Raw genomic sequence first — 26,435 nt, forward strand, 5'->3', positions numbered from 1 at the left:
CCCCCTGTGATTGATTTAACGGACAGGATGAAGAAAGTGTTTAGGGACGAGACCAGTCAATATAGAAAAGAAAAAGCCGCCATATGGCGGCTTTGATGCGTGAAACTATAGAAAATTAAGCCCGCTGACTCACCAGGACGTTATTCATTCTCTGAAAATCCCTGGCTACCTTCAATAATTCCTCGGAAGGCAGTTGACGAATTAGCTCTCCAGTATCCGGGTTAACTACCCGAACTACATGGTAGCCCGTTGTTTCATCTACTGAAAAGTTCAAATTACGACCCATAGACTTCACAAACTCTTGTAAATCGGCGGCCGCTTTTGCCACCGCTTCGCGTGTAGGTCTACTGGTCTCATTAATACCTGAAGGCTTAATTTCAGCTGCAGCAACTTTAGATACCACCTCAGCATCAGATCTTGTTTGAAGTGCTTGGGGCGGCGTGCTGGCAGGCTGCATGACATTGGCGCTAGTAGCAGCGCTATTGTATGCATTAACTGTTGTGCTCATTCCAAATTCTCCCGTGTACTAACTGCTGATGCATAGTGTATTACCCATCACACTATGCATCAACTCATCTCATTACTTCAACAAAGACAGAACAATGTTTGGCATCTGATTAGCTTGGGCTAACATTGCTGTTGCTGCCTGCTGCATGATCTGACCCTTAGTCAATTTCGCAGTTTCTGCTGCAAAATCAGTGTCTGTGATCGCTGAACGTGAGCTCTGTAAGTTAGTGCTATAAGCTTCTAAGTTCTGGTTAATGTAGCTGATACGGTTTTGCAATGCACCCATATTAGAACGCTGCTCAGAAACAACATCTAGGGCTGCATCCACAAAGGTTCCCATCGTACTAAAGGCATTTGCCCAAGTCGTTTGTGCAGTCGAAGTCGTATAACTATTAAGCAAGTTAATCTGACCACCCAAATCATTCATTGCCTGGAAGCCACCGGAGGTAGTATCGGTACGCATATTAATTGCGTCATAAACCACCATATTTGGAGTGGAGGTATCTGAACCACCTTGGAAATAGAGGTCAGGAACAGTACCACCGGTTGTGGTGATGGTTTTATTGTTTAACCCAACACTCAAATTAGTTGCAGATGCTCCGGAAGTCAGTGTTACATTGATTGCCAATCCAATTTGATCAAAGTTAATCGTTTGAACACCGCCGGCCGCCGCCGTATAGCCAGTTAAGCTTAATGTTTGAGAGTATGTTGTCGAAGTTACAACACCAGCATAAGTGCTCGTAATGATCGAGGAAGCTGTTAAAGTACCTGAAGCACCTGTTAGGGTAAATGTACCCAGTGCCATGGTATTGGCCGAAACAGAGTTCACCGCTCCATAGGTTGATGTATCAATAATATTTGTAGCGTTGGTAGTTGCACTCACTGTAGAAGAAATCAAATTATTTCGGTTGAACTTGGTGCGAGCTGCTGTTGCGTTAATTTCAGTATTTAGTTCGTTAATCTCATCAACGATTTGAGTACGCTGACTAGCAGACAAAGAACCATCGTAACCCTGGGTTGTCAAGGTTTTGATACGCAGAAGCATGTCCTGAATAGTACCCATTGAGGTATCTGCAGTCTGGATCAAATTGGTCGCATCATTCAAGTTACGACGGGATTGATTAACACCATTGATCTGGTTTTGCATGAACTGAGAAATTGCCAGGCCTGCAGCATCATCCTTAGCGCTATTGATACGTAAACCAGATGAAAGGCGCTGTACCGAATTAGCTAAGTTATTTTGCGCATTAGATAAGTTGTTTTGCGCATACAACGAAGCCAAGTTAGTGTTAATTACTGTAGACATGACATTTTCTCCATTAATTCTGTCAAATTAGGATCAACTTCTTTATATTGACCCCCTGTGATTGATTTAACGGACAGGATGAAGAAAGTGTTTAGGGAATTTGAGGGGGCATCTAAATTTATCAACAAAATCAATTGTTTATGAAATTAAATGGCTTTTTAATCAGCAATCCAGGGCTTTCAATTACTGACTAAACTATGGCAAATATATCCAACACTAACCATTGCCCACACAAGATCCAGTAATTATCAGAGTATGAGAGACAACATGTACCAATTTACAAACACGTGGTTTCTTGATGGCGCTAAAGATGTTGGGATTGCCTTATCCCCCAGCTAAATCCAGCAAGAATACTAGAAATCGGTTCTTTCGAGGGCGCTTGTATCTGCTATTTAATTGAAAAATTGGGCGCGAAACATAGTCTAGAAATTCACTCTATAGACACCTGGTAAGGCAGCATAGAGCATAAAGACCAAGGATTTGAGGCTACAGAAATGTCTGGTGTTGAGAATCGTTTTAAACACAATGTCTCCATCGCCAATAAAACTCTGAAAATCTAGTAAATATGCGTAAACATAAAGGGCTAAGCCATGTCAAATTAGCTGAACTTATCAACGACGGCTACGAAAATTTCTTTGACTTAATTTACGTAGATGGATCTCACCAAGCCCCCCGATGTAATTTTAGATGCCGTATCAAGTTTCAAGCTTTTGCGAACGGGTAAGGTTATGGTTTTTGATGACTACCTGTGGAATGAGTCTCTACCCTATGGAGTGCATCCAATACGCTCTCCAAAAATTGCAATAGATGCATTTACCAACATTTATAGCAAAAAGATCTCAATTCTGAGGCTGCCCCTGCATCAACTTTATGTTCAAAAAAACTCAGATTAGTTGATCCTATTAGAAATACTAACTAGTCTCAATAGTTGGCGTAATTTGTGACTTTGTGCTCCAGACTTTTATGCTCTTCGACATTAAGCATAATTACCTTACGCTTTTTTGCAGCAACCGACTTCAACGCAAGATCTTCGTTTGATTTCGTATAGGTATCAATATTTTCGTAATCATAATGCCCTTGTAATTTTGCAGCCGCTCCGCATCCAGGACAAAATCTCTTAATCTGATCTCCAAATTGATCTATGGGGGTTTTCCACCAATCTAAAACAACCTCATGTCCATGATCTTCATTTCGAGCCAGATCAAATGAGGCTGCAACCTCACAAAAATAGGCCCTCAATTTTCCGTTGTTTTGCACAATTGCAGCAGACCATTCGCGATTAATGTCACAAGCCGCAATCTTTTCCCACATTTCATGCTCTTCATATATATCTTTAATAGCCGTCAATAATGGGGCATGGTCTGAACTTTTGTCATAGTAACCAGCATTACGTCCACCCATCGCCAGAACAGTCTGATGGAGATCTTTTAAGGGCTCAATTGCTCGAGGATTATTATGCGGATTCAGATTGAAGCTACCAAATGTCTCTTCAACTAATTTTCGATGCTTAAAATAATTGTTTGTCCAAAGACCACGTTGAATTTGGTTTGGGATTTCTTCAATAAATATTTTGCATAACTCTTCAAACTTAGTATGCATGCATGGATTTCCACCAATCATGGCAATTACACCATTGTAATTTTTTAAACTTCTTAGAGCCTCTCTAAAGTTCTCGGGACTCATTTCCCAGTACTTGTCTTGATTTTCCAGTAATCTGGTGCAATTTGAGCAGGCTAGATCACACTTATTCGTAACATCTACACAAATAATGTGCATATGCTCTGGGCTACGCATTCTTTTGATCGCTAAGTCTGCATAGGAGATTTTTCCCTCTTGAGCTAAGTTTTTCTCCAGTATCTCAGCAACTTCATGAAGGGAGAATTCCTTAGTAAAAAAGTGCCTATCTTCTTTTATTTTTTTAAGTTTTTGATAAATTTGCTCAAATGGTATGTTATTGACAATCTCGGGGATACGCTCCAAATCTCTCTCAGCCACAACTAAGCAGTAATCATCCCACTTTATTTTTTTAGAAAAAGGCAGGACATAATCGTCGGATAAAAGAATTGGTATGGATCCATTCAAAAGCGCCTCCAAAAATCTAAAGCTCCAGCGACCTATTCCTGCAGGACATAAAGTAAAAAAACTTCTTGCCATGATTGAATGGTATGTAAACTGCGGAAACTCTTCGGGGGCGCCAATAACTATATTTGCATCACTGAATTTATTTTTAAAGTCGATTAGCTTTCCACCTCTAATATGGGATGGAGGCAAAAATAGCTGGGTTAATTTACCGAGAAATGAAATAAGAATATCTCTAGCCTCATTTGGATAGGGAATCTCTTGATGTTGATAAGGCAAGAAAGCAATATCGCGCGGCCAGAGATTAATCGACTCTAAGACTATCAGGGAAAATCTTTCATCTAACCATTTGTATGGTTGATCGTACGCCCTTCCAGGAACACCTTCGGTCATATCATATTTTGACCGAACTCTTTGACCTACATCCCCAGTAGAAAGAATGATGTGATTGCCCCTATCTAAATATTTACAATTCTTAAGAATTAACTCTTCGGGATCAATATTTGCAAATTGCCATCCAGTTAGATAAAGAGGTACATAGAAATAATGAGCCTCATCCGGATCCAAAGTTCTATATTTGGCAAAAAAATCTGTGAAGTCAATCCAATACTGCAAATGATGCTCTTGCCTATGAATTGCGGCTGTATCTAGATTAAATTGTTGCAAGCTCTCATCTAAAAACTCATCGTATATAAAAATTTTCATTGGAGATACCCTATTTTTTTAGATCTTCCGCAATTCTGTTAACAACAGATTCCCAATCATGGGGCTTGGGCTGCCTATAAATCTTGAATGTTGGATACCATGGACTATCCTCTCGGTCTAATAACCAGCGCCAACAGGTGTCAAAACGATTCATAAGCCACACTGGCTTACCAAGTGCGCCAGCCAAGTGTGCCGTTGATGTATCAACAGATATAACAAGATCTAAATTTTCTATAAGCGCTGCGGTATCAGTAAAGTCATTGAGTGAATCAGCATGATTAATAATTCTTGGACCATCCCAATTTTGCAAATGAAGCACAACAAGCTCTGACTCCGGAAGTTCACCTTTTTGAAGGCTATGGAACTCAATTCCTTCGGTTTTAAAATTTTTTAACTTTGATAGTTCAATATTTCTTCTTCGATTTAGCGGCCATAACTCTGGCTGATCAGGCCTAAAGCCCCCCGACCAAACTAAGCCCACCCTTTTAGCATTTACAGGTCCTAATTTTTGCTTCCAAGCTTGTACCTTTAAGGGGTCTGCTTTCAGGTATGGAATTTCACTGGGTATATTCTCGATTCCGTTGCCTAAAAGAAAAGGTAGACTCATTAAATTACAGTAATAATCAAATCTTGGAACAGGCTGACCTGTCGAAACTATTTGAGCTAACCCATCTAAATTCTCTAAGAGCTTTTCAAGAGGTGGCTGCACCTCTAGAACAACATTAGCCCCCATGGTATTTAACGTCTTGACATATCTACAAAACTGAATCGTATCCCCCAAACCCTGCTCAGCGCGCAACAAAATGGTTTTATTGGTTAAATTTTGAGAAGGCCCTCTCCACTCAAAATTTTTTAGCTTGGCACGGTCATAACTAAATACTGCCCTCTTAAGATGGAACCTATTTTCATACTCTTTCCAGCCCCTCTCAAAATCTCCACTACAAAGCAGCAATAAAGCGCGATTCCAAAATACATCCACTTTTGTAGGATCAAGCTCAATTGCCTTGTTATAGTCCGCAAGAGACTGCTCAAATCTTAGTAGCCTTTCAGCTGCATAAGCCCTATTGAAATAGGCGCCTGCATAATTTGGATCAATTGATATTGCCTTGTCATAGCACTTGATTGCATCCTCAACCTCTTCAAGCTTCTCCAGTGCCACGCCTTTATTTTGATATGCCTGCAAAAACTTTGGATTGATGGCAAGAGCGGCATCGTAACATTCGATTGCTTCTTTGTATTGCCCCATCTTTTCAAGTGCAACCCCTTTATTACCGAGGCACTCAAAAAATTTCGGTTGTAGCTTTAAAGCCTTTTCGAAGTAAGTAAGGCCAATATCGGGGTTATCCAAATCAACCAAGCATAGCCCGAGATTATTCATCGCCTCAAAAAAATCAGGTTTTATTAGGATCGCCGTCTCATAGGCATTAATAGCCTCTAATAATTTACCTGTTGAATTGAGAAGGTTCCCTTTGATAAAAAAACCTAGATGATGGTTTGGGCAGAGGGAATTAAATTTCTCTAGAGCAATAATTGCCTCATTAGATTTGCCGATTTTTGCCAGAATATTCGCTTTGTTATAAAAACTTTCCGCAAAATTAGGGTCTAACTCGATTGCTGTTTCAACACTGTTAAGACCTTCATCGAACCTCTCAAGCCCCTTAAGAGCCATACCCCTATTGCTCCATACACTTGCTTGCTGATTATTGACTTTTAAGGCGCGATCAAAATAACTGAGCGCATCTGAAAACGCATTTTTTTGAAGGAAAACAACTCCGAGTAGTTGAATGGCATCAAAACATTGGGGGTCCACTTTAAGGATTTCTTCATAAATCTTCCGAGCACTTTCCAGCTCACCCTTTTGGTGAAGGTCAACCGCATTAACCAGTTTTGCTGCAGCCTTGTCTTGTTTTTTCATATTTTTGTTTAAGCTATTTATCTGATTAGCCTTTAGAGGCCCGCCATTAACTCAAAAGGCAATTGAACAAACTGAAGACATGCAATTTTCTTGCCAAAATTGAGAAATATTCCTTAAATTCGCTATTTTTACAAATTTATGGGCTGTCAAGGCCTAGATCTTGGTCATAATCCGGCGCCCCCACTAAACGAATAATCAAAATTGTCCGTATGAAGTTAACCAATAATTCGCTTAGAGACGGCCATGGTTACGATCAATACAAATATAAGCTCACTTTATGCTCAGCAAAATCTTGCTGAAACCCAAAAAACGCTTACAGAGACCATTACCCATTTATCTACGGGAAAAAGGGTTAATAGCGCCCAAGATGATGCCGCATCCCTAGCTATCTCACAGAGCATGGTTAGTCAAATTCTTTCAATAAATCAATCAGTTAGTAATTTAAATAATGCGACCAACTTAATGCAAATCGCCGATACAGGCCTTTCTTCATTGCAGGATATGTTCTTGAGAATTAATGAACTTGCTATACAAGGTCGCAATGACAGCCTTAATGGGTCGCAAAAGATAAGCATCGTCAAAGAACTTTCCGCACTAAATGATGAAATTGATCACGTTATCGACCGAACCAAAATGAATGGAAATGGTCTTTTAACGAATTATGGTGTACTTAATGGCGGCTCTGGATTGCAAGTAGGTTCGGTAAACGTCGGGGTTTTAGATTCTACTGTTGCATCCAGTATTGATGTCAGTGGTGCTCGGCCAGGAATTTATAAATTCTCAAATATAGGCGCTGAACTTACTCTGACGAAAACAGATCTGAATGATAACACCCTTGGAAATCAAACCGTTACCGTTGCAACCCCGACCGGTGCAAGGGGCAGCACCTATAACCAAACTCTTGACTTTAGCGCGTTTGGGATTAGCATTAACTTACGAAGCACAACTATTGGCGTTAACGGACTAACTGATAGCGGCGAAGAAATTGCCCACAATCTAAACAATATTTTTAAACCTATTATTGTTGATGAAGCGGTTCGACTCAATTTTGGAACGGATGGCACTAATAGATCGCTTATATCCTTTAGACCAATCAACCTCACCACAGTTGCCGCCCCAGATGCGGTACTTGGCGAGAATTTAAATCAAAACGGAATATCAAACACCAATACAGGTGCCATACAAGTACTTGCTTCTGCTGAAACCGTAAAAGGTAGTTACGCAATTACAGTCAACCAGTCTGCTGCTGCCTCAGAATTCGAACTTGTTGGATTTAGTAACAGCGGTACTGGAAACGCATCACCAAGCACCGTCGGCATTAACTCTGGATTTACATTAACAGTTGGCAACCGAACCTATAAAGCCAATGGAGATAAGGTTGTTGGAGGAGTTACAACCTCTGGAGCAGTTCCAGTTTTGAGCGGATCAAACGTCAACGTAGATACCTTCACATCATGGATAAATAGCCTTAATGACAACAACATCTCGGCACGCCTGTATCAGCGTAGCACTGGTGATTATGCTATCAAGATTAATGGCGGACAAACTGGTGCTGATAATGCCGTCTCATTTACCAACATGAATTTAGTAGTTGCCAATAATTTTCTAACCAATACTAAAATTTATGGAAATGTCAGTCTTGCTGCGGACGGAAAACTCACTACGAGCTTTACATATACTGTTTCTGATCCTTATTCGGCAAGTCCAATTACCACGACTGGCGGAATATCTGCCTATGAAGGCAATAATTCAACCTACTTGAGCTACAACTCGTCACAAGCAGCTTACTTAAGCTCAAGTTACTCGAATTATTTGACCACTACAACCAGAACAAGTGGGGGCATAACTGGTACCACCGAGCTTTCGCCGAACCCAGCATACGTCTCGTATTATCCCTATGCTAATCCATATAGCATTTACTATGATCCAAACTATTCCTCATATGCTTGGTATCTTGGAACGCGCGATCAACCTAGTTCATCCAGTTATGCATATAGTTCAGCAACATGGAATGCCAACTACACTTCAAATATTCAGATCATGAATTCCGTAGTTGGCATCGACCCAGCTCGGGATGCAACATTAACCATTACTAATGGTGGAACCACGAGAAGATTAACTGAATCGACCAATACATTTACTGATGCCACTACCGGATTAATTCTAAACGTAGGCACAGGTCGACAAGCATGGGATGGAGCGGCAACTGCCAATATCGTAGTTGGCGACGCACTGCCACCATTGCCTAGAAATAACTCCAACCTTGTTGCAGTGGATCAAAAAATAACTGCCATGGAGAACTTCACCGCAAATACAAGTACCGCCGACTGGCATGCCGCGTTTGATTTTCTTCAAGATCAATCGGATAAGGCGCTGGATTACCTATCTTATGAGCGCGGGATTATTGGCGCTCAGATTAACCGCGTTGCATTTATCAATACCAACTTAAGATCTCAAGGCCAAAATCTTGATAAATCAAAATCCGATCTTGTGGATGCAGATATTGGAGCAGAAACAGCACAGTTTGCAAAAAGCCAGTTACAGCAAAGGGTTGCCTCGCAAATGGTAACGCAGGCAAATTCGCTGGCCAATCCAATTAAGACCATGATAGGCCTCTGGGACGACATTAAGTCAAAATAAGCTTGCTGCACAACAAATCTAATGGCCCCTTGGGGCCATTTTTCTTGAGTGATTGGATAAAAACCTATATTCATCAATGCTTTAGGAATTTTTTGCCACCTTTTTAGGCAAACATAGGCAAAATTTGCCATTTTTGGTGTTTTTCTCAATGAAATCAAGTATATTTAGGGTTGTTTTTGGCGCGGACCACTAGATATGGTGAATTTCGTCTCTTGTGAATGAGCGCTAACTATATTGAGCTTGTTTTTGGCAATTTTGACTAGTTTTTAATCATTTATCGGGCAAAAGACCTATACGCATGAAAATTCTGGGTTTTGACACCTCTAAGCTGCCGAGTCCTTCGGCACAAGGCGCCATCCCGATTCTGGTTCTGCTGGTTTTGATCATGATGCTGGTGCCTTTACCAGCCGTCATTCTCGACATACTCTTTACATTCAATATCGCCTTATCGATCATCGTCCTGTTTACGGCGATCAATATTAAAAGCTTCAAAGACTTCGTTGCCTTTCCAACGGTTTTACTGCTTACCACCCTACTTCGTCTATCGCTAAACGTTGCTTCAACTCGTATCGTTTTATTAGATGGTTACAAAGGAACTGATGCGGCCGGTAAGGTGATTGAGGCCTTTGGCGTGTTTTTAATTGGAGGCAACTTTGCGGTAGGTATCGTGATCTTTATTGTGATCACCATTATTAACTTTGTGGTGATCACCAAGGGTTCTGGTCGCGTTGCCGAGGTTTCTGCCCGCTTCGCCTTGGACTCCATGCCTGGTAAGCAGATGGCAATTGATGCAGACCTCAATGCGGGCCTGATTCAACAAGACGAAGCCAAGGCGCGACGCGCTGATGTAGCACAAGAAGCAGACTTCTTTGGCTCAATGGACGGTGCTTCAAAGTTTGTGCGTGGCGATGCTATGGCTGGCATCATGATTCTGGTCATCAACCTAATTGGCGGTCTGTTGATTGGCGTCTTGCAACACGGCATGGATTTTGGCAAAGCGCTCTCCACCTTTGCATCACTCACTATTGGCGATGGTCTTGTTGCACAAATTCCGGCGCTAGTGATTTCGACGGCTGCCGGTATTTTGGTGACCCGCGTTGCCACTGAGGATGATTTTTCTGGTCAGGTCTCAAAACAATTTGAGGCCAACAGTAATGCGCTTGGGGTAGTTGCAGCTGTTCTCGGCATCTTAGGTGTGTTGCCTGGCATGCCCCACTTTATCTTTTTGGCCTTTGCTGCCCTGTTTGGTGGCCTAGCGTATTTAACTCATCAGCGCATTCAAAAAGAAGCTGCGGCCGCCAAGATTGCTGCGGCTCAACCCGTTACAAATGAAGAGCTCGAGTGGAAGGATGTACCCATTGTTGAGCCGCTCTGCTTAGAGCTAGCCTATCGACTTATTCCTTTGGTAGATAAAGGCGACGAGAGTGATTTAATCAAGCGTATCAAGGCGATTCGTCGCAAATTTGTAACGCAGGTTGGCTTTTTAATTCCATCAGTACATATTCGCGATAACTTGCAATTATCTGCTGAGAGTTATCGCGTCTTACTCTACGGTGCTGAGATTGGTCGTGGCCAATGTTTGCCAGATCGATTACTAGCCATTCAACAAAGTGGTACTGAAAAAATTCCTGGCATTGAAGTCAAAGATCCTACCTTTGGCATGCCTGCTGTATGGATTGAACGCCGTCAACGCGATGAGGCTATTGCCAAAGGCTATACCGTAGTTGAACCAGCAGTTGTGATCACTACGCACTTAGATCACCTGATTCACCAACATGCTGCAGAGCTTTTAGGTCGTCAAGAAACCCAGGACTTACTCGATCACTTCAAGATGAGTTACCCAAAGCTCGTTGAAGATGTCATCCCCAAAATTGTGACGGTTGCACAACTACAGCGAATATTGCAATTGCTGCTAGAAGAAAATGTGCCTATCAAAGACTTGCGCACTATCTTAGAAGTTGCTAGCGAATACGCAGGAAAGCTTAATGACCCCCTCGAAATCCTGCCGCATATTCGGTATGCATTACGCAGAACGATTGTGCAAGATAGCTTAGGTGATGGCAGCAACTTCAAAGTGTTGGGCATTCAACCTGAGTTTGAAAGACTGATCGAGCAATCGATTGGAGCCGGTGCAATTGCTCCTGATGGCCTCATTGAACCCTCTTTGGCCCGTATGTTTGGCGAAGAAGTCATCAAAGGCATACAGGAAATGGAAAACGATAACCTACCCCCCGTCATCGTCAGTGGCACCCGAACTAGGACAACCATCTCCCGAATTGCCCGTAGGGTTTGCCCCCAAGCGATTATTCTGGCTCTCAGTGAGCTGCCGCCGACTGCAAATCTGGCTTTTTACAAGGTTCTTTGTTCCCAGACGGGCAAAAACCCCTAAAATCACCATTAAAGAGAATGTTCCGGAGTTAACCCATGGGCCCCCAAAAATTTATTGCAGCCAATACCGCTGATGCTCTAAAGCTCATTCGCGCTGAGATGGGTCCAGATGCCATGGTGCTCTCAACTCGAGATACCGATCAAGGCGTCGAAGTCATGGCTATTACTTCAAATGATTTAGCAAATCTATCTGCTCGCTCTGAATTACTTGATCCACAATTTGGCGAAGCAAATGCGTTTTCAGAGCGATCTCTAAAAGAATCTGGCCTCTCTGATAAATTTGCTAACGCCATTGCACGGCGTTCAATACCAAGCCCAGCAACAACATCAGCTGATACTGCAAAACCGAGGATACATACTGATATCCCCAATGGTGTTTTACGTCGCAACCCGGCGCGGGCCGAGCGCCCCATCAGAGCACCAGGTGCGGAAGCTTTTTTACCAACTTCGTTTAATGATGTTGAGCGTATCCCCAGGGGTTCAGCCAATGTTATTAACCCATCCACTAACGATGCCATCTTTAAAGCGAGTCTTGCGGCTAATGCCAAGGCAAGCCAAGAGGCAGCGGCTCTGAATGCACTCAAAAGCGCCGCCCAAAGTGCAGCACAAAAAGTTCGTGCTGCTGGTAGCGGGGTGGATACTGCTAACACCACCACTAACGCTATAAAAAACGAGCCTACTCCAACAACGGCTGCACAAGCAGAAAGCTCCCCTAAAGTTGAAAAACTTTTATCCGAGATTAGTGAAGTTAAAAATCTCCTTCAGTCTCATGTAGCTGGTAGTTTTTGGGGCAATATTCAACAAGAAAACACGCACATTACTGAGGTAGTAAAACACCTCCTCAATAGCGGCTTTTCACCAAAACTGGTTTCAGAGATTGCTCAAAATCTTCCTGAGAACTTAAGCACACTGCATCTTCTCAAAAATGCGCGCGAGCAAGTCAAATGCATGCTTAAAACATCGAAAGCCTTTGACATTTTTGACCGCGGAGGCGTATTTGCCTTTATTGGCCCGACCGGCGTTGGCAAAACCACTACTGTTGCCAAAATAGCGGCACGCTGTGTACTGCGCTACGGCCGCAATCAAGTGGCGCTATTGACCACAGACACCTATCGTATCGGCGCCCAAGAGCAACTCAAAACATTCGCAAAAATTTTGGGTCTATCCGTTACCGCCGTTCGCGACAGCGAAGATCTTGCTACCAAAATTAGAGACTTTTCCAATCGCAAGATCATTTTGCTTGATACCGCAGGTGTTAGTCAGCGCGACGCCCTGATGGTTGAGCAATCACATCTTCTTGAGCACGGCTCCAGTAAAGCGCGACGCATTCTTGTAATGAGCTCCACAACGGATTTACGCACTCAGGAAGAGGTGATTAATCTACATAATCAAGCGATGCAAAACACTAATGGCGAAAAACTTGATTCTGTCATCATTACCAAAATCGATGAGGCGGCTCACCTAGCACCAGTGATCGATAGCGTGATTCGCCATGACCTGTCTATTTTGTTTGTCTCCAATGGTCAGCGTGTTCCTGAGGATTTAAGTCAGCCAGATGTGAACTATCTGAGTCATCGTGCGATGGCAATGCGCGCTTTTGCTGAGACATTTTCGTTAACTGACGAGCAGGTGCCTGCCTTACTCTCCGATCATTTAGGTGACTGGATTCGTAAAGTCAATCAATGAATACGGCAAGCACTGTTACCGGCACTGATCAGGCCGCTGGATTACGCGATATTTTTGGCTCAGAATTGTGCCGCGTCGTATGTATTGCAAGCACTCTAGATCCTGATTCAACTATTCACCTAGGTCATGGTACTGCTCATAGCATCAAGCAAATGGGTCATCGAGTGCTGTTAGTTGATGAGGTGCCTTTGGTTGATCGTAAAACCATGTCGGGCTTTTTATACCCAGTTCGGTATGACCTTGGACAGGTTTTTTCGAACTCTGTAGAGTTACATAAGAGCATCAAACAAATTGAAGAAAATCTTTGGTATGCGACGAGCGTCAAGCTACGTCCAGAGATTACTGGTCGTTTTGCGAAATACCCCAAATTAGACGCGCGACTTGTTAAGCATGAATTTGATATAGATTATGTAATCTTCCCTACCGTCGATCCACAAGCGAACATCGTGGCCTACTATGGGAACAATATCAAACGTATCCTTGTTGCCTCCACTGATGCGGCTTGTCTTAAAAAGGCAATGGTGATGATTCGCCAAATGGCGGAGCTGCAACTCGATGAGCCATTGGCAGTATTAATTGTTGGCGGTCAAGACGAATCGGAAGGAGCTGCTGCCTTTGAAAAACTACAAGAAGCGGCACAGAGAGCTCTTGAGCAAACCATAGAATTTTTGGGATGGATTCGTGCTGTTACTGCTCAACGAGTGGAAATTGACCCTGATGATATGAGCTTTAACCCGGTAAGTAAGGGCCCCACTCACGAATTTGTCCTTCCCCATGGTTTCTTTAAGGCAATTTCTGCCAAAATTACTACTTAAGCCTATTTTGAGTTTTCCGATTGATGTTTTTTTGCGTGAGCAGTGATTGAAGCCATCTAGTTATACACAATCTGTTGATCTTGATCTTGCCATCAAAGAACATTTACCGCTGGTAAAACGTATTGCCCATCAAATCTGTTCACGCTTACCCCCCAATGTAGAGGTCGATGATTTAATTCAAGAAGGTCTTACCGGCTTGCTAGATGCATTAACCCGTTATGAGCCACAGGCAAACCTGAATTTTGAGGTGTACGCGCGAACCCGAATTCGCGGGGCCATTTATGATGCCTGCCGAAAAAATGATATTTTGCCGCGCAATCAACGCGATGAGCTGGAAGATCTTGAAAAAGTCACTCGTAAATTGGAGCAAAACTTAGGTCGTCATCCTTCGGAAAAGGAAATTGCAGCTGGTGCAGAAATGACGATCGAAGCCTACCATGCCATCATGGCTAATATGGTTCATTTGATGCCACTCGACGATCTATCAGATGACCTGCTACCCTCTGACACTGATTCATCGGACCCCATGAGAGCAGTAGCGCTGGGTCAACTGGCCGAGCGAATCGCCACGATATTGGAGGGTTTACCAGAAAACGAGCAGTTAGTATTCGCACTGCACTACCAAGAAGACCTATCCTATCGAGAAATTGCTCAAGTAATGAACATTACCCCAGGGCGAATTAGTCAAATTCATACACAAGGCATGATTCGCATTCGCGCCAAACTCAAAATATAATTTTGCAATGCTTGTTGCTATCTATTTATAGGCACTTATAGAGCCTACGCATATTCTGAATTTTTCCATACTGTAATTCAGCCTCATCAAACTCCTTATTGAAGTCATCCTTATTGGTGTGCTGAAAAATGATCAATACTCGGTGGGCTTGTTCATGACCAGCCAAAGTAGCCAAGACTAGGTAATAGCAAGCTTTGCTGTGGTCTTGGGGAATATATTCCCCTTTTTCATATAAACACCCTAGGGTATAAGCAGATTGCCGACTACCTTCTTCCGCACCCTTTGCCAGATACTTGATCCCTTTGTATATATCACGGGGAATACCCTGCTCCTCAGCTAGCCCAAGCGCGTAGATATTGCCTAGATTGCAATAGGCATCTATAACTTCCTCTTTAATTGCTTTTTCGTAATACTCAATAGCAGTTTTATAGTCTTGCTTGATTCCGCCCATACCTCGCTCATGCATCAGAGCAACATTGAAGTGCGCATAACCATTGCCCAAGCTACTATTAGCATTTACCCACTCGAATAGCTTGGCAATTTGCTCGGCATCCAAGTGACCATCAAAACACATTTTGGTCAATGCAAATTGCGCTTCCTCATCCAAATCATGAACAGCTAACTCATAGAAGATCTCAAAAGCCGCTTGATAGCGACCTCGATTGAGATTTTGCCGAGCAATATCTAAGCGAGCATTATCAAAAAATTGCATAACTTCTGAATAAGTGCAAATAATTAACTATCAAAACCATTCTGGCGAAATGGCGCTATTGCTCTTAAATGAGCATCTTTATTATCGTTAAAAATACTGAAAATTTCTGGTGATGAAATGCCAGCTACTAGAAAATTAAAGGCACTAAACCTTGCGAGAGAGCACGCCACCAACCGACCCTGGAACTCCACCCTCACTATCATACGTGGCACTAGGCGCCTGCTGGGCGATAAATGACTGCATTGCAGCGCTACGCTGCATCGCCAATCGAATCAGATCGCCATTAATTTGATGGTTAACCGACGCCTCATCCAACAAACTCATTAAGCGGTACTTTTGGTCTTCGGGAAACTGATTGATATCCGCTTTCAGTTTTTCAGCGCCGCCCGGGTACTGATTAATGGCATCTAAGGCAACATTAGTTTGATCCAATGCGGCAGGTAAACGCTCCATGTCATTTGATTCTAGTGCGCTACGTAAATCTGAGACAGCATCAGCAATTTTTTGCAGAAACACTTGCATCCCATCAAATGACATTGATGGGGTTGGCTGTGACATAAATTAGATTATTAAGGTAATAAAAAGCACTACAGTCCCAAGCTTAGCTTAGGCTTGTTTTGGCTTTTGACCAATGGCGGCAACAACATCTTTGAGCATTGCCTGAGATATCTTTTTGTAATCGATTTTAAATTCGCCATTAGCCACTTGGTTACGCAATTTTTCAATTAACGCTTCATCCGTAACCTTATTAGCCTTCGAATCGCTTTGTACTTCAGCTAATTTAGCAGTCAAACTGATATCCAAATTAACTGCTGGACCTGCGACTGCATCGCTTACAACTTTATTTGCCCCGGGGTTTACAGAAGTCGAGTTCGAGCCTGGGTTAGCCTTACCAACCCCTGAGTTTGGTGGAATCAACACTCCGTTCTCATTTACTTTCATCTTGCTCTCCTCTGTACTGCATCGATTTTACTACCCCAAGGACAGATCCAACGACTGACCTCGGTTACCACTACTGTAATGCAAAACTACAGTTTTTACATAACTCATTCAAGCGTGACCACCACTACAGACGGCCTTAAAACCCGACCCTGCAAGACCTGACCATCGGCTAAGCGCACTCGAACCATATCGCCAATCATGCCGGCTGTTTGGGCCACACCCTCGCCTGAAACTTCAAAATCTTTACCCTTAAGAACAAGCCTTACAGGATCTCCTGTCTTAATAACGGAAGATTCTTTTAAATCGTTTAGCCCAACCGGAGAACCCATTTGTAAAGAGCGGCTTAATACCCTTTCATATGCATTTCTGGGGGTTCGAAGGACATCGTCTGGCAGAGCGCTGAGCTCACCCTCAATCACCCGAATATCGCCAGGCTCGAGTTTTTGGCCAGCCGGAAGGTATTGGCTTGCGACCACATAATTGCCAAATACTCGAATATTGAACGGTACATTGACCATCCACCCCGCTTTAGCACAACGCAGTTGCAAAGTTGTCCTACCCCAAATACGTGCCCCAGGTTGGACATTAATCTCAATAGCGCCCCCAGCACATGCCGGAACCGTAATATTGGGATCCATTAGCTCTGGTTGTACGCGTAGGCCATTAACTGTAGGGCTTGATTGCACATAGCGAAAAATTTCTCTTTCTAAATCAGGCGCTAGGGCTGCTTGCACATTTGTGCCTAAAAAATAGGCAAATAGAAAAATTACCCGCCAATACATTATCGAGAGTACCGGTCTAAAGCGATCCATGAGTAAACATTATTGGCGCCGTCTAGGGCAACTCCTGCCATCCAATATGGGCGCTCCAAAGCAGATGGAAGATTCTGATGCACGTTCATATTTTGCACCCCCAAAAACTCATGCGCATGAATCACATAATCCTGATTGCCAACACGCACAAAAATGTTTCTAGATGGATGAATGATTTCACCTAAAAAATCGATCTTTGAATCCACGGGTTTATTCAGGGGCTCCTCGCCGAGATACTGAATCGCTGAGACAGCATAATGCTCGCCGTGACGAGTGAAAAAAGCCATCGGCATCCGCAACATACTCGATGGGCAAGATAGACGAATGCCGTCATGGTGGATCTCTAAAGATCCCCCTATCTCAGCCATCATGGTGCTTACTGCCAATAAATGTTCGTTTGAGAGCGTTACATGATCCAGGTCGATAAAAATCATCAGCTCTTGTTGAACCGCAAAGATACTGGGGCACGGAGGCAAAATACTCAAAATCGTGAGTAATTGTTGCGCGATCTCTGGATCAGCATACACTTCATCGATCAATAACTCATCAGTTAAGTTCTCGAAAATATGGCGCAGAGATTGTTGACCGGCTCGCACTAATTCGTCTTGCTCTCGACTGAGCAAAAAATCCACTTCTGCACCACTCCAGCTATCAGCCCGTCCCACCAAGCTGCGCGCTTTTTGCATACGATTTAAGTTGCTGGAGCGATCTAGTGCGTAATGTCTATCTAAATAACGAGTCTTACTGGAGTAATCCAAAGCGCTATCGCGATCAATCGGCTTGCTTAAGTTCTCTGGTAAAGAAAATGCTTTGGGCTCTGGTGGTGTGAATACCACCGGCGGAGACTCTTTTCTCGGCGCAAATAGATGACTCAATTGACTGGTAGCCCGATCTAAAGTTTGGTCGAGAGCCTGTTCGCTGGAAACTGAGGAATCAAGGTCAGGTGTTGTGGAATGCGTCAAAGTTGACTCATCATTTTCTTCGCGTACGCTCTCAGCACTTTCCCTCTTTGACTGCAAACCACGAAAAAGTTCAGATGAAAATTCTTGGTTAGGAAATGCATCTTCAGCCACATCTTCAATCGATGGTGCTTTTTCACTGGAGCCTGGAGGGCTCGTGGATACGATGTCTTCTATAGCAGGTGCAACAGGCTCGGCCTTCAGGGAATCACTGGTGATGGCAATCGGCTCAAGGGAGATTGGCGCACCCACCTTTAACTGCTCAAGTTTTTTTACAAAGTTAGATTTCGCATCTTGCAATACAGCGTCGCTTAAGGTTACCCGAGATGCATCTGCGGGGTGAATTAAAGCCACCCCTGCATTTGTTAATTCAATAAAGTCATTTACCAAGAGTAGAGACTGTTTATAGTTTTCTTTAAATTGATTAGCGAGCTCTTGAGCAAAAACTGAGAGATCTTCCAATCCCGCACCATCAAGCGCATTAGACAGATCGATGCAATGCATAATAATTGCCTCGACTTTTGGTAGCTCAGCCTCATTTTTTGGCGTAGCCGACAGCAAGCCCTCAATAGCGCGATCTATATCTACTAAGAATAGGGGTTTTTCTTCGGCCATGGAATATTGGATCTACTGTTTGCTAAATTCAATCAAACTTTAATATCGCGTTTGAGCTCAATAAAGGCATGACTTAATCCATCGAATTCCTCTTGCCATAAATCAAGATCTCGCATAACTTGCTTCGCATCCATATTAATCAACTCGATCACCTCTGGCGAGACCTGAGGGGCTGCAGTTTGTGCTTCGGTTACCTGATCAAGAGCTTGCGCCAATGAAGCACGCATTTTGGATACGGTTGCTTCAATTCGCTCAACCAAGAGATTTAGCTGCTCAGTCTCTACGGCCAACTGCTTACTGGAGTGGTTGTCTAGAATAGCTAAATATAGGCGCACACCCTGCTGCTTAAGCGCAAAAAACGCATCTTGTAACTGCTCTAGCGGGCCACCGCGATTGGCTCCAGATCTTGTGTCGTATACCCCTTCAGCTTGTTCATTAGATGCAAAGCGCATTTGAGCACTTTTGTCTTGCAAGGTGCTAACTGAGTGACGCAATTTATTGCCGACTTGCGCAAGTACCTTCATACGCTCTTCAATACGGGTCACCTTCGCCCTTAAATCTTGGCTTAACTCTGAAATCACATTGACGACTGTTTTCAACTCCGGAGTACCAACCTGAGTTAGGTCACTTTGATCGCTATCAGATTTTTGTCTAGCGGAGATCTTAGATTCAGGATTTACTTGAACTTCTTCAGTATTCTTTATTTCAGATTTACCTAAGTTCAAATCTATAGAACCTAAAAGTGCATCAGCTGCGGTAGTAAGCTTAGCAGCGCGATCATTTGCCACAGGAGCTATGCGGCTATTTTTTAACCACATTCCGCCACCAAGCCCAACACCAATCAAAGCGATAACGCTCAGCAATGACAAACCTAAAAATCCACCGGCCGTGCCAAAATCAAACAGGCGTAAGCCCTTAGAGTTCTTTAACGCTACAACACGCAAAGCTTCGTGATCAGAAGCAAATTCACGAACTGCCTGAATATTATTAGTGTATAACTTTAGCGCCGCAGCGCTCTCTTGCGGCAACTTCGAATGCCATGGACTTTGATGGACTTTTGGCATCGCTTGCGTCAGACTTAATGTTGATTTACCAGAAGTTTTTTTACCTGCCTCAATCTCTATCAGCACCTTTTGATCAATCACTGTCCCAAGAGCTTTTTGCAAGGCTGTCGATGCAGAAGAGCTCGTTATATTTTTTTGCCAAACAGCATTTGCTTTTACAAATTCCGCCAAGCTTTCTGCATATTTTTTTGCGGGAGAATCTGCGGGAATTTTATCGAGCTCTAACGCTCCCTTTGTAGATATCAATGCCTCTGCTGATTTAGCCAAAATATCTAGCCCAGCCAAGCTTTTCTCCTGCGACAACACAATCGAAATCGACTGCTCCGCAGTCTTTGCCCCAACCAATATATCCTGAATATCTTCCGCATTCACAGACTTTTGCTCTGGGAGTTGCGAACTCACTACAGGTTCGTCAATTGCAGAATCCGCATACTTATCTGGTTTTCCGAAAAGTATCTTCATAATCTTAGAATCTAATTTTTGGAAAAATGCCAAGGCTGGATTATCAGAAAGTGGCGCAGGAGGGGTATCCCGCTCAGAAGAACTATTACCAGTATTTTGAAGCTTGCTCACATTGGATGTTGACGCTGACCTTTGGGTTGCCGATGAATTGGCAACTGGATTAACTGCGGCAGTTGAATTTTCGGTTGTCGGCACCTTTACATCATCCGTCATTGATCTCAATAACCGATCCACTTTTCTTAAGTTATTGAAAAACTCTGAATCTAAAGCGTGTGTACCTGATACTTGCTGTTGTAAATCTTTTAATGCAGGAATAAGTCTTAAAACTTCAATCTGATCAATATCAATCGCTTGCAAGTATCGACCGTCTCCCAACCAGCTACGCGCGGTCAAAAATGCGCCAACGCTAGACAGTATTGCAATTGAAAACGAAATAATGGCTATCCATTGCCATGGCTTGGTGGAGCGTTGAAAGACGTGATTGTTATAAATTTTGCGCATAATGATTGTCTTAATATAAAGTTTCGCAGCAAACCCGGCAACCTTATAAAACCTCTACCAAATAAAAATCCGACCCGTTGTATTCTAAAAATGGTGACTGAGGCGCAACAGTGGAAAGAAATGGTCCCACAATATTGTTGACCCTAAAACCAAGCCCTCTCTCCATGCCGCCCTTGAGAACAACAACCCAGGGGGCATGTTCGCGTCTTAGGACTTGTTGCCATGGTGCCGCACCCTCAATTGCACGAGCCGTCTTAAGTAACTGAAAATGATTACGCAAATAAACTGGTTCGCCGTCATGCACCACAACACCACTAATCTTCAATTCTTTAATAGATTGCTCTGGCTCGGGATAGAGAAAAACACTATGTACTTGTGAAGCTGCTAAGGCATAACGTTCGCCGTTAATTCTCAAACCTAGCCAGTAATCTTGATTCTCGAGCGAGTTCATGATTTTTTACCTGCTACTCTGCGTTGGTACCAATACAAGGCAAGCGCAATCAAAAAAATGATCAAGCTACATACAAAACCAACAACCGCATCACCCATGCCGGTCAAATAGAATGCATTTTTGTTTTCTATTTTTCTTCTTTGAGAAAAGTAGCTATCAATTGCTTCTAGCACTTTTTTGTGCTGCCAATTGAGTACATCCTTAGTCTGAATTTTGGCGGAGGAAGGGTTTGATGGATCAAACACACCTTTAGCAATTAAGTTCAGACGCTTAGCGCTTTGCATCAGATTATTTGCCGCATCCACTCGCCAATCAACCGAAATTGCTGGCAACATTTCGCGGCGATATTGATCAGCCATGCGCTTGCTATCTCGCTCTGTTAAGTAAATTACCTCTGCCGGAATCTCAAACTTAATGCCGCTATTGTTCTCAGTAATGGGGCCCTTGGCTAAACTCTTCATCACCACTGAGACAGTATTTTGCTTGCCTCTTAACAACTTTAAGCTGATTTCGGAGGAAAGCTTTTCGTTCAGAGCCTGGTAATACCCCATGATCGATTCGATCTTATTAGATCCGACATAGATCACGAGATCCCCATGCTTGACGCCGGCAATATCCGCAGGCGAGCCTGGCTCAACTGATTCAACAGTTGGCAATGTAACCGTCAAGATAGGCGCCGAGCGTTTATTTTCAAATTCCGCGAAATACTGGAATGCACGATTCACCGCATCATCAAGGCTAACTGGCACTATCGCATCGTCCGCCAATTTAGGAATATCACTTGGTTTTAAGCGCCGCGTATTCAAAGTGGAGTTATTCAGACGAAAATCAATCGCCTGATAACTGACAAATTCTTCAATGTTCGGCATTGAAACCTTCAGATTTTTTAAATCCGAAGAAGAGCTCGATAACTCACCCGCAGCAGTCAATAAGGTTGCCAGAGAGAAGAACAGCAATAGACTTGAGAAGGCCAAAAACCAAAAGTAAAGGCCTTTTTGAGTGCGGGGAAACTTAATATTTAGCACGTTTTTTACTTTTTCTTAGACCCTATATCAGCTCTAGTGCTAGCTAACTTGTTGCCACCTTGATTCAAGATAAACCGCTGTTTTAACAACTCTACCTCACGATGTTCTGCCATCAGCTGAACTTCTGTTTTGCGCTTATCCATTAGCAATCGGCAACTTGCAATGTCATCAATCCACTCACCTGCCTTCATTTCAATGATCGCCGACTCCAAGATATCGCGACCATTTGTCTCATTTGCTTTAATACGAACCACAAACAAACGAACATCGTCTACATCACGCAATGTCAACTCAACAAAGTATGTTCTGGCAAATCGGTGATTGATAGCAGTGAGCTTGTAAGGATAGTTATGCAAAGTGAAATAAATTTGAGTGCCATCATCCAACGGCATTGGCTCGACCTTGAGCTCGGTAATACCGGCTTGAGCATGCCATTCCAAATCCGTCTGCTGCGCCTCTAAACTCTTTTTTGGGAATGCGCGAGTTTCAAAATAAATTTGGTACAAGGTTTCTGGCAAATGCCTCTCATTTGCTAAATTTTTTAATACCTCGGCTGTTGATGTAATTCGGAGACGCTCTGCCATCAAATCCAACTTCATGTTGGCAATTTTTTGATTAATCACTTCCTCAAGTTGATGTGTTTTTTGCAAGCTAGCCACAACTACGGGTTCAATGGGTTTAGTCTTCTGATCCTTAACCTCATCCACCACCTTTCCGTAAAAGTCTCGGATGAAAAAATAGACCAAGGCAATGAACATGAGAAAACTCACGACAATGATCAATTTTCCAGTTGTAAAGGAAGCAAAAAAATTCATAATGAATTCAAACTCGAAGACCTGACATAACTTGCTTTATACGGCTATTCATGCCAGCAAGCTCCTAAATACCATCGATTTAAGCGGCTCTGCACGCGGGCATTTTCAATCGCACTACGCGTACTTTCAAATTCTTTCAGCGCTAATTTTTTTGGCTCGTATAACTCGCAGCCCGCACGAATTCGATCAATATCTGCCCCAGGACGAACATTTTTAATAACCAGATCAATCGTTGTAGAACGTGACCTTAGACGCTCAAAATAACCCGAGTGCCAATAACGTCCGACTTCCACTTCGGTGGCACCTAGGCGGATATCAAGCAAGATGCCGTGGTCTGAAATATCTATCACTTTGGTAAGTAACTCCTGACCCGCACCAAGGCAGAGAACAAAATTTAAATCGTCATCTGCAGGACCAAGAGTACGAAATTCCTTACGACGCTGAATGAGAATTAAATCTGCCGGCATAGGGCAAACAAAATTACCTTCTTCATTTAACCTCAGGCCGGTCGCCAAAAATTGCATCTTCCCACTTTCACCACACAGAACAACGATGCGCCGACCACCAATCAGGCTAGTGAAGCCGCCCTCAGGCTTGATTTCAGGCTTCATCACAATCAGCCCTTGACGAATATCCAACATACTGACGGGCAACGCTGCGCCATCACCATCAACTGGGTAGAGTCCTGCCAGCGGCTTTCTACTTAATTCACGCTCGATGGTTTTTGCAATCGCTCGAGGCTCTACATGGAATCTCGGCTCAATGCTTTTGAGCCCCTCAGGAGGAAAAATATTAAATCTCATATGTAAATTAAGAACCGCAAACTTGGGTAAAGATAATTGCTAAAGGGGTTCCTTCTGGAATGGGATCGTCATTTAACTCAAAACCCGTCTCTGTCTGCAAACTGGGTTTTCCCATAGCGTTAGGCTCAGAATAATTAACGACCGCCAACGTTGAATAGGTATTGCGTACGCAATTAAACAAAATATTGCGTCGAACCGATTGAATTCGCTCTGGGCCAATACCTTGCTGCTGCTTACGATTGGTAATAGTCCAAACCTTTTTCCAGTCGGGGGGTAATGCCTTCACTGAACTTTTGTAATAGGAAATGCTGTACTGGCGGCCATCCAAAACCGTGACCAAATCTTCGTTTATCTGAGCAAGGGGAATACCGCCGCTAAAGGCGACAAGAAAGACAAAAAAAGAGGTTTTTTGGAAAAAGGAGCGACCCATACAAGGAACCCACAATAAACGATCATTATACGGATATCCTGTATTTAAGCCCTCCTTAGCGCACCTCTTGAAGCTCCCACTACAGTGAAAATACTTGGAAAACAGCTAATACTGGTCAAGAATAGATCTATGGATTTCCCTGAGTTAGCTGGCTTTGTAGAACATTGACATTTTCACCATTAACAACATGCTTTACCCAATAGCGAGCGGCTGCAATATTAGTCGTATAAAAAGCAATTTTGTTATGCCTTTCGATGGTGTAAAAGCGCTCGCCACGAATGCGATGCTCGGTAATGACAGGATTTTCCATAATGTGAAATTCCTCTTTTTTAGTGACAGGGTAACTGTAAACGGAAAAATACGCAAAAGCGATTAACCTTTTCCTTAATTTTTACTTCTAACTGATCCAAATAGTACTTAAGTATATGATTTATATAAGTAAATTTTATAAAGCCGAATAAATAAGTCGTCAAATCAGTCAAAAGGCCTATTCAAAAAGGAACATTGCCGCTTGCTATTCTGACTCCGATTTGTTTTTGTAGGTCAATTTGAAACCAGCAGAACTGAACCTAGATATTCCATTCTAAAAATCGGCAATTACACTTAAGCATATGCAATCTAGGCTTCATTTAACCCTCAACCTTTCCATGACCTGTCGTTAAGTACATGGCTATTTCTATCAATACCAGAGCTAGCCAAACAGTTAGCCTGACTCCACAACTTCAGCAATCAATCAAGCTTTTACAGCTATCCAACTCAGAACTGGAGCAGCAATTAGCAAAAGAGGCTGAAGAAAATCCTTTACTCGAATTTGAGCCAAACCCTGAAATTGAATCAAATCTGACCCAATCTAACGAACGTATTGAGGTGACTCAAAGCTCATGGGCCAATCCACGCATCTCACAAGACGATGATGAGGACTGGGGCGAACAGTATGAACGAATTGCACACAAACAAACCTTGCTGGAATATTTAGAGGAGCAAATCCATCTCTTAAATGTGGCGCCTGATGAGCAATCTCTGATTGCCTATTTAGCGGGGTGTCTTGATGAGCGTGGCTATTTACCTGAGGACCTACAAAACATCTATATAGATTTAACATCCCAAACATTAAGCAAGGACTCTTATGAGCGCCTTGAAAAAGCCCTCGCGATGCTGCAATCGCTCGACCCTCCTGGAGTAGGAGCACGCGATCTTGCCGAGTGTCTTTCTCTCCAAATAGATCGGATTCTAGAAAACGTGAATACCAATCGAGATATATGGGAATTAGCCAAGGAGATCACAAATTCCCATCTATCTAAAGTTGGCTCAAAAGATTGGCAAAAGATCAGACAGGCGAGCGGCCAATCCGAAGCGGCAGTACTTAAAGCGGTAAATCTCATAAGAAGCCTTCAACACAATCCAGGCGCACAATTTGAACGTGAGAATGACCAATGGATTCTTCCTGACATAGTAGTGAAATTAAAACAGCAGCGCTGGATCGCAGAATCGAACCCGAATGCAAAACCGAGACTGTCTCTTAATAATGAATACGCAAGGATCTTAAAAGAGAACGGTCAAAAAAAAATAGACGGGGCTTTAAAGCAGAAGATGCTTGAGGCCAGCTGGTTAGTCAAAAATATTGCTCAACGTGAAGAGACTATATTGAAAGTTGCGCAAGCAATCGTATCGAGACAGCAGAAATTTTTTTCCATCGGCGCAATTGGAATGAGACCCTTGGTACTCAGAGAAATCGCTGAAGAATTAGAAATGCATGAATCCACGATCTCTAGGGTAACAACACAAAAATACCTGGCTTGTCCACTCGGGATTTTTGAATTCAAATACTTTTTTAGCAGTCAAGTCAGCTCAGAAAACGGCAGCGGCATCTCTTCGACGGCTATTCAAGCATTAATCAAAAAAATTGTGGGTGAGGAGTCGCCAAGCAAGCCGGTATCTGACACCCAAATAGCTCAAATATTGAACGCACAAGGCTATAACATTGCTAGACGAACAATTGCTAAATACCGTGACATTCTTCGCATTCCACCAGTGCACCTGCGCAAGCAATAACGTCACATAAGGATT

At 43.0% G+C, this 26,435-nt stretch carries 22 protein-coding genes; 6 read left to right on the forward strand and 16 right to left on the reverse strand.

Annotated elements, in window-relative coordinates; genetic code table 11:
* Positions 1–115: 115 nt before the first annotated feature.
* From NHB35_RS08780 to NHB35_RS08795, 4 genes are all read right to left on the reverse strand, one after another.
* Positions 116–508 carry a flagellar protein FlaG gene (locus NHB35_RS08780; protein ID WP_353431990.1) on the reverse strand — a complete coding sequence of 131 codons (393 nt, stop codon included), beginning with the start codon at positions 506–508 and terminating at the stop codon, positions 116–118.
* 72 nt (positions 509–580) lie between these two features.
* On the reverse strand, positions 581–1,813 hold the full coding sequence (locus tag NHB35_RS08785) for a flagellin (protein ID WP_353431992.1): 1,233 nt from the start codon (positions 1,811–1,813) through the stop codon (positions 581–583).
* 921 nt (positions 1,814–2,734) lie between these two features.
* Entirely contained in the window at positions 2,735–4,597 is a 1,863-nt protein-coding gene (locus NHB35_RS08790) for an exostosin family protein (RefSeq protein WP_353431993.1), read from the reverse strand.
* Positions 4,598–4,607: 10 nt separating this feature from the next.
* Entirely contained in the window at positions 4,608–6,512 is a 1,905-nt protein-coding gene (locus tag NHB35_RS08795) for a tetratricopeptide repeat protein (RefSeq protein WP_353431994.1), read from the reverse strand.
* 243 nt (positions 6,513–6,755) lie between these two features.
* On the opposite strand from NHB35_RS08795, the gene NHB35_RS08800 reads away from it, so the two are divergent.
* From NHB35_RS08800 to NHB35_RS08820, 5 genes are all read left to right on the forward strand, one after another.
* Positions 6,756–9,152, forward strand: a complete 2,397-nt coding sequence (locus NHB35_RS08800; RefSeq protein WP_353431995.1) for a flagellin — start codon at positions 6,756–6,758, stop codon at positions 9,150–9,152.
* Between the two features lie 298 nt (positions 9,153–9,450).
* A complete protein-coding gene (flhA, locus tag NHB35_RS08805; RefSeq protein WP_353431996.1) occupies positions 9,451–11,541 on the forward strand; it encodes a flagellar biosynthesis protein FlhA in 2,091 nt (696 codons plus the stop codon).
* Positions 11,542–11,576: 35 nt separating this feature from the next.
* Entirely contained in the window at positions 11,577–13,226 is a 1,650-nt protein-coding gene (gene flhF, locus NHB35_RS08810; RefSeq protein ID WP_353431997.1) for a flagellar biosynthesis protein FlhF, read from the forward strand.
* Positions 13,223–14,041 (forward strand): hypothetical protein, encoded by an 819-nt coding sequence (locus tag NHB35_RS08815; RefSeq protein ID WP_353431998.1) that lies wholly within the window; start codon positions 13,223–13,225, stop codon positions 14,039–14,041. Before flhF ends, NHB35_RS08815 begins: the two co-directional genes overlap by 4 nt.
* Before the next feature lie 46 nt (positions 14,042–14,087).
* The gene (locus NHB35_RS08820) at positions 14,088–14,777 is read left to right on the forward strand and encodes a FliA/WhiG family RNA polymerase sigma factor (RefSeq protein WP_353431999.1); all 690 of its coding nucleotides are present in this window, start codon (positions 14,088–14,090) and stop codon (positions 14,775–14,777) included.
* A 25-nt stretch (positions 14,778–14,802) separates the two neighbouring features.
* Here NHB35_RS08820 and NHB35_RS08825 read toward each other — a convergent pair whose 3' ends face one another.
* From NHB35_RS08825 to NHB35_RS08880, 12 genes are all read right to left on the reverse strand, one after another.
* Complete coding sequence (locus tag NHB35_RS08825) at positions 14,803–15,489, reverse strand: tetratricopeptide repeat protein (RefSeq protein WP_353432000.1); 687 nt, start codon at positions 15,487–15,489, stop codon at positions 14,803–14,805.
* Positions 15,490–15,633: 144 nt separating this feature from the next.
* Positions 15,634–16,047, reverse strand: a complete 414-nt coding sequence (locus NHB35_RS08830; protein ID WP_353432001.1) for a hypothetical protein — start codon at positions 16,045–16,047, stop codon at positions 15,634–15,636.
* A 48-nt stretch (positions 16,048–16,095) separates the two neighbouring features.
* On the reverse strand, positions 16,096–16,431 hold the full coding sequence (locus tag NHB35_RS08835) for a flagellar biosynthesis anti-sigma factor FlgM (RefSeq protein WP_353432002.1): 336 nt from the start codon (positions 16,429–16,431) through the stop codon (positions 16,096–16,098).
* 104 nt (positions 16,432–16,535) lie between these two features.
* Positions 16,536–17,165: a flagellar basal body P-ring formation chaperone FlgA gene (flgA, locus tag NHB35_RS08840; protein WP_353432003.1), complete on the reverse strand. Its 630-nt coding sequence runs from the start codon at positions 17,163–17,165 to the stop codon at positions 16,536–16,538.
* A 47-nt stretch (positions 17,166–17,212) separates the two neighbouring features.
* Positions 17,213–18,817 (reverse strand): hypothetical protein, encoded by a 1,605-nt coding sequence (locus tag NHB35_RS08845; protein ID WP_353432004.1) that lies wholly within the window; start codon positions 18,815–18,817, stop codon positions 17,213–17,215.
* A gap of 32 nt (positions 18,818–18,849) precedes the next feature.
* Positions 18,850–20,844, reverse strand: a complete 1,995-nt coding sequence (locus NHB35_RS08850) for a hypothetical protein (protein WP_353432005.1) — start codon at positions 20,842–20,844, stop codon at positions 18,850–18,852.
* Positions 20,845–20,887: 43 nt separating this feature from the next.
* Complete coding sequence (locus tag NHB35_RS08855; protein ID WP_353432006.1) at positions 20,888–21,295, reverse strand: hypothetical protein; 408 nt, start codon at positions 21,293–21,295, stop codon at positions 20,888–20,890.
* On the reverse strand, positions 21,292–22,269 hold the full coding sequence (locus NHB35_RS08860) for a PDZ domain-containing protein (RefSeq protein ID WP_353432007.1): 978 nt from the start codon (positions 22,267–22,269) through the stop codon (positions 21,292–21,294). The genes NHB35_RS08855 and NHB35_RS08860 overlap by 4 nt, the downstream gene beginning before the upstream one ends.
* 56 nt (positions 22,270–22,325) lie before the next feature.
* The gene (locus NHB35_RS08865; protein ID WP_353432008.1) at positions 22,326–23,135 is read right to left on the reverse strand and encodes a hypothetical protein; all 810 of its coding nucleotides are present in this window, start codon (positions 23,133–23,135) and stop codon (positions 22,326–22,328) included.
* 44 nt (positions 23,136–23,179) lie between these two features.
* Complete coding sequence (locus NHB35_RS08870; RefSeq protein ID WP_353432009.1) at positions 23,180–23,938, reverse strand: hypothetical protein; 759 nt, start codon at positions 23,936–23,938, stop codon at positions 23,180–23,182.
* A 7-nt stretch (positions 23,939–23,945) separates the two neighbouring features.
* Entirely contained in the window at positions 23,946–24,368 is a 423-nt protein-coding gene (locus NHB35_RS08875) for a surface-adhesin E family protein (RefSeq protein ID WP_353432010.1), read from the reverse strand.
* A 127-nt stretch (positions 24,369–24,495) separates the two neighbouring features.
* Positions 24,496–24,678, reverse strand: coding sequence for a hypothetical protein (locus tag NHB35_RS08880; protein WP_353432011.1), 183 nt, complete (start codon positions 24,676–24,678; stop codon positions 24,496–24,498).
* A gap of 356 nt (positions 24,679–25,034) precedes the next feature.
* Between NHB35_RS08880 and rpoN the strand changes: the two genes are divergently transcribed.
* A complete protein-coding gene (gene rpoN, locus NHB35_RS08885) occupies positions 25,035–26,420 on the forward strand; it encodes an RNA polymerase factor sigma-54 (RefSeq protein WP_353432012.1) in 1,386 nt (461 codons plus the stop codon).
* The last annotated feature ends 15 nt before the right edge of the window (positions 26,421–26,435 follow it).

It is taken from the genome of Polynucleobacter sp. MWH-UH23A (genome assembly GCF_040409805.1).
GTDB lineage: Bacteria > Pseudomonadota > Gammaproteobacteria > Burkholderiales > Burkholderiaceae > Polynucleobacter.

Bases quoted from the DNA above. Each gene is read 5' to 3' on its own strand.
- NHB35_RS08780 (WP_353431990.1), bottom strand. From the start codon at position 508: ATGAGCACAACAGTTAATGCATACAATAGCGCTGCTACTAGCGCCAAT.
- NHB35_RS08785 (WP_353431992.1), bottom strand. From the start codon at position 1,813: ATGTCTACAGTAATTAACACTAACTTGGCTTCGTTGTATGCGCAAAAC.
- NHB35_RS08790 (WP_353431993.1), bottom strand. From the start codon at position 4,597: ATGAAAATTTTTATATACGATGAGTTTTTAGATGAGAGCTTGCAACAA.
- NHB35_RS08795 (WP_353431994.1), bottom strand. From the start codon at position 6,512: ATGAAAAAACAAGACAAGGCTGCAGCAAAACTGGTTAATGCGGTTGAC.
- NHB35_RS08800 (WP_353431995.1), top strand. From the start codon at position 6,756: ATGGTTACGATCAATACAAATATAAGCTCACTTTATGCTCAGCAAAAT.
- flhA (WP_353431996.1), top strand. From the start codon at position 9,451: ATGAAAATTCTGGGTTTTGACACCTCTAAGCTGCCGAGTCCTTCGGCA.
- flhF (WP_353431997.1), top strand. From the start codon at position 11,577: ATGGGCCCCCAAAAATTTATTGCAGCCAATACCGCTGATGCTCTAAAG.
- NHB35_RS08815 (WP_353431998.1), top strand. From the start codon at position 13,223: ATGAATACGGCAAGCACTGTTACCGGCACTGATCAGGCCGCTGGATTA.
- NHB35_RS08825 (WP_353432000.1), bottom strand. From the start codon at position 15,489: ATGCAATTTTTTGATAATGCTCGCTTAGATATTGCTCGGCAAAATCTC.
- NHB35_RS08830 (WP_353432001.1), bottom strand. From the start codon at position 16,047: ATGTCACAGCCAACCCCATCAATGTCATTTGATGGGATGCAAGTGTTT.
- NHB35_RS08835 (WP_353432002.1), bottom strand. From the start codon at position 16,431: ATGAAAGTAAATGAGAACGGAGTGTTGATTCCACCAAACTCAGGGGTT.
- NHB35_RS08845 (WP_353432004.1), bottom strand. From the start codon at position 18,817: ATGGCCGAAGAAAAACCCCTATTCTTAGTAGATATAGATCGCGCTATT.
- NHB35_RS08850 (WP_353432005.1), bottom strand. From the start codon at position 20,844: ATGCGCAAAATTTATAACAATCACGTCTTTCAACGCTCCACCAAGCCA.
- NHB35_RS08855 (WP_353432006.1), bottom strand. From the start codon at position 21,295: ATGAACTCGCTCGAGAATCAAGATTACTGGCTAGGTTTGAGAATTAAC.
- NHB35_RS08865 (WP_353432008.1), bottom strand. From the start codon at position 23,135: ATGAATTTTTTTGCTTCCTTTACAACTGGAAAATTGATCATTGTCGTG.
- NHB35_RS08870 (WP_353432009.1), bottom strand. From the start codon at position 23,938: ATGAGATTTAATATTTTTCCTCCTGAGGGGCTCAAAAGCATTGAGCCG.
- NHB35_RS08875 (WP_353432010.1), bottom strand. From the start codon at position 24,368: ATGGGTCGCTCCTTTTTCCAAAAAACCTCTTTTTTTGTCTTTCTTGTC.
- NHB35_RS08880 (WP_353432011.1), bottom strand. From the start codon at position 24,678: ATGGAAAATCCTGTCATTACCGAGCATCGCATTCGTGGCGAGCGCTTT.
- rpoN (WP_353432012.1), top strand. From the start codon at position 25,035: ATGGCTATTTCTATCAATACCAGAGCTAGCCAAACAGTTAGCCTGACT.